The sequence below is a fragment of the 'Santalum album' aster yellows phytoplasma genome (assembly GCF_018283495.1).
GTDB lineage: Bacteria > Bacillota_I > Bacilli_A > Acholeplasmatales > Acholeplasmataceae > Phytoplasma > Phytoplasma asteris.
The window spans coordinates 25567-34263 of record NZ_JAGVSK010000006.1 but is presented as its reverse complement, the minus strand read 5'-3'; the positions used below and the strand labels follow the sequence as shown (position 1 = coordinate 34263).

The 8697-nt window shown below is 28.9% G+C and carries 8 protein-coding genes; 6 read left to right on the top strand and 2 right to left on the bottom strand.

All coding sequences use genetic code 11. The annotated features are described in order from the left end of the window. Positions 1-163 precede the first annotated feature (163 nt). Complete coding sequence (locus KE631_RS02690) at positions 164-382, bottom strand: type I restriction endonuclease (RefSeq protein WP_212509173.1); 219 nt, start codon at positions 380-382, stop codon at positions 164-166. Between the two features lie 1253 nt (positions 383-1635). Between KE631_RS02690 and dnaX the strand changes: the two genes are divergently transcribed. From dnaX to KE631_RS01810, 6 genes are all read left to right on the top strand, one after another. Beyond that, positions 1636-3618: a DNA polymerase III subunit gamma/tau gene (gene dnaX / locus KE631_RS01835; protein WP_212509170.1), complete on the top strand. Its 1983-nt coding sequence runs from the start codon at positions 1636-1638 to the stop codon at positions 3616-3618. Positions 3619-3630: 12 nt separating this feature from the next. Further along, complete coding sequence (locus KE631_RS01830) at positions 3631-3915, top strand: YbaB/EbfC family nucleoid-associated protein (protein WP_212509169.1); 285 nt, start codon at positions 3631-3633, stop codon at positions 3913-3915. Positions 3916-4047: 132 nt separating this feature from the next. Then, on the top strand, positions 4048-4440 hold the full coding sequence (rpoE, locus tag KE631_RS01825; RefSeq protein WP_227807046.1) for a DNA-directed RNA polymerase subunit delta: 393 nt from the start codon (positions 4048-4050) through the stop codon (positions 4438-4440). A 293-nt stretch (positions 4441-4733) separates the two neighbouring features. Further along, positions 4734-5468: a CDP-alcohol phosphatidyltransferase family protein gene (locus KE631_RS01820; protein ID WP_212509168.1), complete on the top strand. Its 735-nt coding sequence runs from the start codon at positions 4734-4736 to the stop codon at positions 5466-5468. A 12-nt stretch (positions 5469-5480) separates the two neighbouring features. Next, on the top strand, positions 5481-6479 hold the full coding sequence (locus KE631_RS01815) for a phosphatidylserine decarboxylase (protein ID WP_212509167.1): 999 nt from the start codon (positions 5481-5483) through the stop codon (positions 6477-6479). Then, complete coding sequence (locus tag KE631_RS01810; RefSeq protein ID WP_212509166.1) at positions 6472-8094, top strand: CTP synthase; 1623 nt, start codon at positions 6472-6474, stop codon at positions 8092-8094. The genes KE631_RS01815 and KE631_RS01810 overlap by 8 nt, the downstream gene beginning before the upstream one ends. A 36-nt stretch (positions 8095-8130) precedes the next feature. Here KE631_RS01810 and KE631_RS01805 read toward each other — a convergent pair whose 3' ends face one another. Beyond that, a complete protein-coding gene (locus KE631_RS01805) occupies positions 8131-8598 on the bottom strand; it encodes a hypothetical protein (RefSeq protein ID WP_212509165.1) in 468 nt (155 codons plus the stop codon). Between the last annotated feature and the right edge of the window lie 99 nt (positions 8599-8697).

Sequence of the window (8697 nt, the reverse complement as noted above, 5' to 3'; positions counted from 1 at the left end):
ATGTTGTTTTATGGTGAGTTTTTCATTTTTTCGGCCTATATATATAGTGTAGGGATAAAATATTTAAAAAAATATCTTTTGAAACTAGCAAATTATGAAAAAACATTAGACATTTTTTAAGTGTAATGAAATTATTTGTTAGTTTGAAAAGATATAAAATTATCTATTTAATTTTAAGTCTTAAAGAGTAATTTTTAAATAAAAAAGTGTCTAAAAAAATGGAACAGTTCACTTTGTCAAGCCCTTTATCCAAACTTCTTTTTTTTAATTCTATTAATACCAGTGGTATGCCATTAATTAATATTACTATATCATACTCAGCTGATTTTGACTCGTTTTTATATGAATTTTGAGCAGGAACGTTTTGTGCTACTTGAAAAATATTTTACACCAATTTTTTTATTAAAAAAATTAAAATAAAAATAGTCTTTTTTGTCTTTTTTTGGAATTTTTATTTCTTTTCTTAAATATTTATAAATGTCGATAACATCCATTTTTTCATTGGTAAGCAATTCACTATTAATTGTAGAAAACCAGTATTCATTCAGCTCCTCCTTCCCCTTCTCTTAAAAAGAAGTGTCAGGACCATACCTACTGTTATATTCTATAAATTGTCTTTTAAAATTATCCTCTAATTTTTCTTGTGTTTTGATGCTAACTTCTGCATAACCCATTTTTTTAATTTGTTAATAATGCTTTTTCTTAATATTGCCTCTTCCTTTTTATTTTTTTGTTTTTTATTATTTAAACACATATTTGTTAATTCTCCACTCTCATTAACTATTTTAGAAAATATTTAAAATGAAAAAAAATAATTAGATAATTTGTCTTTTGTATATTAGGTCGTTGATTTATATTTAATATTTAAACGTCGCTTGATAAACGTTATTAACTATATTTTATCAAAAAAAACAAAACAACAATATAATTCGTTATTTTAACCACTTTTTATGTCTTTTTGGCTTTTATTTTTTCTTTATGGGTGGGAATTAATTTTATTTTAAAACGATTATAAATTATTATTTTGATATTTTTGGGTTATAATAAAGTCATAAGCAATTTAGTTTATTTTAGATTATTATTTATTATGTTAATTATTTTATTTATAGACAAATAGCTTTTATAATTTTAATCAGTTATCGAGTATATTGTTTTTAGCAAAACCAAAGAAATAGAAAAAATATATACTCAAAATGGTGAAAAATATTTTGTTCAAAACAATGGCGATATAGAAAATAAAAATGGCGACAAAGTATTTTTCAAAAAATGCGAGACAATAGAAAAAATAAACCGCAAAAATGGGCAAATAGAATTTTATAAAAAGAATGGCAAAATGCATAAAAAAGAATTGAAAGATGGAACTCTTATTTATTATGACGCAAAGGGAAAAAAATACAAAAATAATAAATGTAAAGTTAATTCAATCTAATCGTATTCTAACCATAGAATAGATCAATATTTTTAATTACAATAAACAAATAATTCATTTGCAAATTTGCAAAATAAACTTCTATTTTCATCTAATATTATGTTATAATATTTAAGAGATTTTTTTGTATATAAAAATTATTTATGTTCTAATTTATCTAGATTTATTGTTGTAGTTTGGGCATAATTTAATCAAAGGAGTTTTTAGTGTCTTATTTAGTTTTATACAGAAAATACAGACCACAAACTTTTGCAGATGTTGTCGGTCAAAAAATTATTATCCAAACTTTAAAAAATTCCATCAGATACCAAAAAATTAATCATTGTTATCTTTTTAGCGGCAACAAAGGCACTGGAAAAACTACTTTAGCCAAAATTTTTGCCAAAGCCATTAATTGCTTGTTGCCCAATCAAGGAGATGTGTGTTGTTCTTGTCATTATTGCCAAAACTTTACCAAAGCAAACACAGACATAACAGAAATTGATGGCGCTTCTTATAATGGGGTTGACGAAATCAGAGAATTACAGGATAAAGCCCAATACAAAGCTCACACAGGCAAATACAAAGTCTATATTATTGACGAAGTTCACGTCCTTACACCAAACGCTTTTAACGCTTTGTTAAAAATTTTAGAAGAACCACCCGAACATGTAGTTTTCATCTTGATTACTACCGAAATTTATAAAATCCCTGACACCATTTTTTCGCGCGCCCAAAGTTTTGCCTTTGAAAATTTGAACCTCAAAAACATCACTGCACAATTAACCAAAATTGCTGCTTTGGAAAATATGTTTATCACTGAAGATGCCATCAAAAGCATTGCTTGCCATTCGGAAGGTGGAATGCGAAACGCCCTTAGTTTGTTAGATCAGGTAAGCGCTTATCAAAATAATTTGATTACTTCAGAAGATGTTGCAAATATTAAAGGTACGGTGTCTGCCAGCATTATCAAAAAATTGTTCCAAAATCTACTAAAAAAAGAAGCGATCAAAGCATTGCAACTTTTGCACAAAGCAATTGATTCAGGCAAAAACATCGACCTTTTAATTTTAGATTTAATTGATGCTATCAAAGATTATTTAATTTGGAATGCCAAAAATAAAAAAGATTCCAAAACATCGCCACTTTCCCAAGACCAAAAAATATTATTGCTTGAAGAAACAAACCACATTGATCATTTTTTAAGAATCTTAATTAAATTACAGCAAGACCTCAAAAAAAGCGATCAAAAAAAATCTTTGGTAGAAATTGCCTTTTTGCAAATATGCTCTCTACATTCTTTTCAATTTCAAGCCAATTTACAAGAAACTCAACAATTTGTAACAAATAAAACAAATATTTACAATAATGAGCAAGCATCACTTGCATTAGATGAAACAAATGCCAAAGAAAATTATGAACCAACAAAGCTTACCCAAAACAATACAGAAAAAAAAACCTTTGACAAAACAGAAAAAATCAAACCAACTAAACTTGCGTCAATAGCAAACGAAAAACCACCAAAACCACCAAAAACAGAATATCTGCATCCAGTCCAAGATTTACAGTCTCAAAATAATTTTTCACAAAAAACACCTAACAATTCTACTACCTTCGAATTGACTCAACAAAATAACTTGCCTTCCCAAAACTCACAAGAAACCAAATCCCCAACAAAAAAACACCCTTATTTTTCCAATTCTTCTCTTTGTAATTTGATATCATTTGCAATTAATATTTTATCTAATCAAGACGAGCCAATCAAAAACACAATAACAAATTTTTGGACAAATTTAAAAAATCGCTATTCTACTCACAGTTATTATAAAAGTGTAGCCGAAATTTTGGATAGAGGAAAAATAGTTGCTTTGAGTCAATCCCAAAAAATGATTTTAGTTTTTGAAGATGAAGATGCCTTTGAACTTGTTTTACAAAAAAACATCAAACAAAAAGCTTTAGAAATTTTGAATAACGACACTTTTGCAATTATAGACTACATTGCTTTTTTAAAACAAGATTGGCAAGCCTTAGAAACTTTTTACAACAAAAATCATCCTCAGCCAAACCAGGCATCAATTGCAAAATTCAAAGCTACTTGCAATTTTGATCTTGACTTATATCAAATCAAAGCGACCCAACCAACCAAGCCTGCTATTATCCAACTAGCTTATGATTTTTTTGGTAAAGATATAGTAGAAATAATTAACTAGGAGCAAAAAATTATGAAAACACAATCTAATATGTTTGAAAAATTAAAAAAAATGCAAGAAGCAATTGAAAACGCTCAACAACAATTAGAATTACAAGAATTTATTGGCAAAGCAGGGGATGTAGAAATTGTTTTACAAGGCACCAAAAAAGTCGTAGATGTTATTATTTCTCAAATTCACAGCAAAGCAATTCTCCAAGAAAGCGTTTTGTTGGCTTTTAATGCTGCTTTAAAAAAGTTAGAAAGAAAATCCAAAGAACTCATGCAAAAAGCATCTGGAGATTTGATAGAATTCTAAAATTTTTACCCCCCATATTTTGCATTTCTTTATTTTATTTAGCCCTTTTCTTTTCCTTTCTTTTCTTTTTATTTTATCACTTATCATTATTTCCCAAATCCCAAACATTATTACATTAAAAGGAGGTATTTTATGAAAAAAACCAAAACTCCAAAATCACTTTTGGAAACTGCTTATGACATTATGAAAAAACATCACAATCCTGTTTCAGTCTATGATTTATTAAAACAAACATTGCAAAAACACCAAATCCCAAATAACAACCCCAATGTAGCTAATCAGCTTTATTTAGACATCGCTTTGAGCGGAAAATTTGTTTTTTGTGAAGACAATCAATTAATTATTAAAGAAAATAATAAACTTTTTTGGGATAAAGATTTTTTTGAAAAAACTCAAATTTCAAACGACGAACCTCTAGACGAAGATACCAATTTACAAGAATTAGATTTTGAGGATTTCCTTTCTGACAAAGACACTGTCCAAACTGACCCTCTACAAGATGATTTGCTTGATTTAGAAGACTAATCTTCAGAAGAACAAAACAAAGACGATGACAAAATTGAAGATGATATTGTTTTAGAAGACAAAGATGATTATGAAGATCCATTAGAAGAAGAATACGAACATCTTTATGAAAAATAATTACTACTTTACAATTTGCATTTACAAACAACCAATCAATAATTATCAAGTTTTTTTAAGTTCATTAATATCCTTTATTCTTGATGGATAAGGGATTTTTCCTTTTTTATTCCCCCCAACTCTAAACAACCAAAAATGGTTTAAGAAAAAACATTAGTAAAACGAGGTTAAATAATATGTTTTTAGGTTTTTACAATTATACAACTTATTTAACTTACCTAAATTTAATGAGTGGTTTTTGTGGCATTGGCTTTGGTGCTTGCGGCAAATACACTTCTGCTTTAATCTGCCTATTAATATCAGGCGTTTGTGATATGTTTGATGGTGTGGTAAGCCGAACCAAAAAAAATCGCAGTCATACAGAAAAAAGCTATGGCATTCAAATTGATTCTTTAGCCGATATAATAAGCTTTGGCGTCCTTCCTATTTTTATTAACTATTCTTTGAGTTTCAAAGGTGAAACTTCAACCCTAAAAGAAGAATTTTGGCTATTTGCACTTGTTTGGCTAGTTTGGGGCTTTTATCTTTTGGCAGCCTTAATTAGACTTGCTTATTATAATGTTTTAGCTGAAACCCAAAAATACGACTCTCAAAGCCCTTCTTATTTTACAGGTTTGCCCGTAACTGCAGCTGTTATTTTATTTCCTTTTTTATTTTTAGCTAAGTTTATTTGCAAAACTTGGGATTTCAAAAGTTTAGGATTTATCGAACAAAGACCTACTTTTTTTTGGTTTCATTTTGCCTGCATGTTACTTTTAACTTTTTTATTTCTTTGTAAAAAAATCCATTTCCCCAAGCCAAAAGCCAAAACTACAATAACAATTATTTTATTATTAGCACTAAATTTTATCCTATTTATGTTGCTTAAAATCTTATTAAAATATTTGTTACCAATGGCAATTACAAAGTGAGCGATTTACAATATGAAAATAGTTAATTTAGAAGGAAAAATTATTTGTCAAGACCCAGCAAGTCGCCTGCAAAAATTTTTATACACAAACTTAGAAAAAAACTTTTGGAAAAGATGCCTTCTCAAAATTTTGATCACTAAACCTATTTCTTGGTTAGTTAATCTGTATTTTTATTCTCCTTGGTCACGCCAATACGCTTTGAAAATCATCGAACAACACCAAATTGATTTAAACTTATTTGAAAAACAAAAATTTAGTTCTTATAATGATTTTTTTACAAGAAAATACAAAGAACTTGCTATTCCTCAAGACAACTTTGCTTTTATCAGTCCTTGTGAATCCAAATTAAGTATTTATCCTATCACCAAAAAAGCACTCTATTGCATCAAAGAAACCAATTACAGTTTAGTTGATTTGTTGCAAAATCCCACATTAGCTCAAGAATACGAGGAAGGCTATTTGCTTATTTTCCGCTTAGAACCCCATGATTATCACCGTTATCTTTTTGTAGACGAAGGTTTTTTTCAAATGTTTCCTTGCAAAATCAAAGGAAAATTACATATAGTAAATCCCATTGCCTTTGAAAGTTTTGATGTGTTTAAAACAAACACTCGCGAATATAGTATCTTACAAACCAAAAATTTTGGTAAAATAGTTCAAATAGAAGTAGGAGCCACATTGGTAGGAAAAATCCAAAATCATCCTTTGCAAACGTTTTCAAAAGGTCAAGAAAAAGGCTATTTTGATACAGGAGGTTCAACTATTATTATCTTAGTTAAAAAAAATATAGTTTCATTTGATCCTCGTATTTTAGAACACACCCAAAAAAGATATGAAACCCAAATCCCTATTTTAACTGTTATTGGTAAAAAAATAACTCCTACAAAGCCCCATCCAATCACTTATAAATCCTTCTCTGAACCCATTACACCCCAATCAAAATCAAATCAAAACTCCAATTGCACCACACAAGCCAATCATAAAGAAAGCGAAGTACAAAAACTTGAATAATAAAGATTTAAAAACCAAATTTATTTTTATTACTGGAGGAGTCGTTTCAAGCCTAGGAAAAGGCATCACTGCTGCTTCTATTGGGCAAATTTTAAAAAATAGAGGTCTTAAAGTAAGTATTCAAAAACTAGATCCTTATATTAATATTGATCCTGGAACAATGAGCCCTTATCAACACGGTGAGGTCTTTGTCACTGATGATGGCGCTGAAACTGATCTTGATTTGGGTCATTATGAAAGATTTTTAGATGAAAACATGAGCAAAAAGTCAAATGTCACTGCAGGGCAAATTTATCAAAGTGTGATCAATAAAGAACGCGAAGGCAAATACTTAGGTAAAACCGTTCAAGTTATTCCACACATCACTGAAGAAATCAAACGCAAACTAATTGATGCTGCTCTTTTTCACAAATCAGATGTTGTTATTGTAGAAATTGGAGGCACCGTAGGAGACATTGAATCATCGCCTTTTTTAGAAGCCATCAGACAAGTGCGCTTTGATTTTGGTTATCACAATGTTTTGTATCTTCATACCACTTTAGTTCCTTATTTAAAAAAAGCTCAAGAAATCAAAACAAAACCTACCCAACACAGCGTTAAAGAATTACGTGCTTTAGGAATACAACCTCAAATTTTGGTCTTACGTAGTGAAGTTCCTATCAACCAAGAAACCAAAAATAAAATTGCTGCTTTATGTGACATCAATCCACAAGCTATTTTTGAAGCCTTAGATGTTGATATTTTATATCAAATGATTCTTAACTTGCATCATCAAGGAATCGATGATTTTATTTTACAACATTTAAAACTTACTAATTTTTCAAACGCCGATTTGCAAGCCTGGCAACAACTAATTACACGCATCCAAAATTTAGAAAAAAAAGTAGTCATTGCTCTAGTGGGTAAATACATTGTTTTACATGATGCTTATTTATCAATCATAGAAGCTCTTAAACATGCTTCTTATCAATATAATTGTAAACTGGAAATTAAATGGATAGATGCTGAAAAAGTAACGCCAGACAATATTTCTTCTTTGCTTGAAGACTATGATGGTATTTTAGTTCCTTATGGTTTTGGCAATCGCGCTATTGAAGGCAAAATTTTAGCCATTAATTATGCAAGAACTAACAATATTCCTTTCTTTGGGATTTGTCTAGGTATGCAGTTAGCAGTTATTGAATATGCCCGCAATGTGCTACATTTACAAGGCGCCAATTCTTTGGAAGTTGACGAAAAGACGCCGCATCCTGTAATTACTAAAAAAATAGTTGACAGCAATTTAGGAGGAACCCTGCGATTAGGTTCTTATCCGTGCCATCTTAAAGCCAACACCAAAAGTAAAGCTATTTATAATCAAGAAATAATTTATGAAAGACATCGTCATCGTTTTGAGATGAATCCTCATTATGTTGCTTTATTTGAAAAAAATAATGATTTTGTTGTTTCTGGAATAAATCAAGAACAAAAGCTTTGTGAAATTGTTGAGTTAAAAAGCCATCCTTGGTTTATTGCAGTACAATTTCATCCTGAGTTTTTGTCAAGACCATTAAAACCACATCCTTTATTTAAAGGGTTTGTTGAAGCGTCTTTATTAAATCAAAAAAATAAATAATTTAACCAAATAAAAACACCCTTATTAAGGGTGTTTTTATTTGGTTAAATTATTTATTTTTTCTTGGAGGTTTTTGGCATTATCGTTTTTAAATAATGTTTTTATATTTGAAAAAATTGCATCATCTGCTTTATTATCGTTTTTTTTTAAATCATCATAAGCACCGTCTTTTGCTTTAACAATTGTTTCGTATAGTTCTTTTACTACTTTGTATTCATTGCTAGTTGATTCTTTATAATATTCAATTACGTGTTTATTTACTGCTTCTAAATTAGTTTTAATGCTGGCAAGTTTGGAATTAACATTGCCTTTATTTTCTTCTTTTGTTAACTTTTCAATTGAATTATACAAATTTTGAACTGCTTGTTTTGCCCAAACTTTTTTAGGAGAAAGCCAGTTAACAGGATTAAAAGAAATATAAAAACCTAAACCTACATAAAGAGTAACAGTAATAAAAATAATGCCAGTAATGATTTTTCCTCGTTTAGTTGCTAAAAATTTCATCTTTTTAATTCCTTTACTAGTTATTTTTCATAAATAAAATAATTGAAATACTAAAAAAATAATTACATAAGTAATTATAACACATAAAAAGAGTAAGCT

Coding starts and splice junctions, on each gene's coding strand:
- KE631_RS01830 (WP_212509169.1), top strand. CDS start 3,631: ATGAAAACACAATCTAATATGTTTGAAAAATTAAAAAAAATGCAAGAA.
- rpoE (WP_227807046.1), top strand. CDS start 4,048: ATGAAAAAAACCAAAACTCCAAAATCACTTTTGGAAACTGCTTATGAC.
- KE631_RS01820 (WP_212509168.1), top strand. CDS start 4,734: ATGTTTTTAGGTTTTTACAATTATACAACTTATTTAACTTACCTAAAT.
- KE631_RS01815 (WP_212509167.1), top strand. CDS start 5,481: ATGAAAATAGTTAATTTAGAAGGAAAAATTATTTGTCAAGACCCAGCA.
- KE631_RS01805 (WP_212509165.1), bottom strand. CDS start 8,598: ATGAAATTTTTAGCAACTAAACGAGGAAAAATCATTACTGGCATTATT.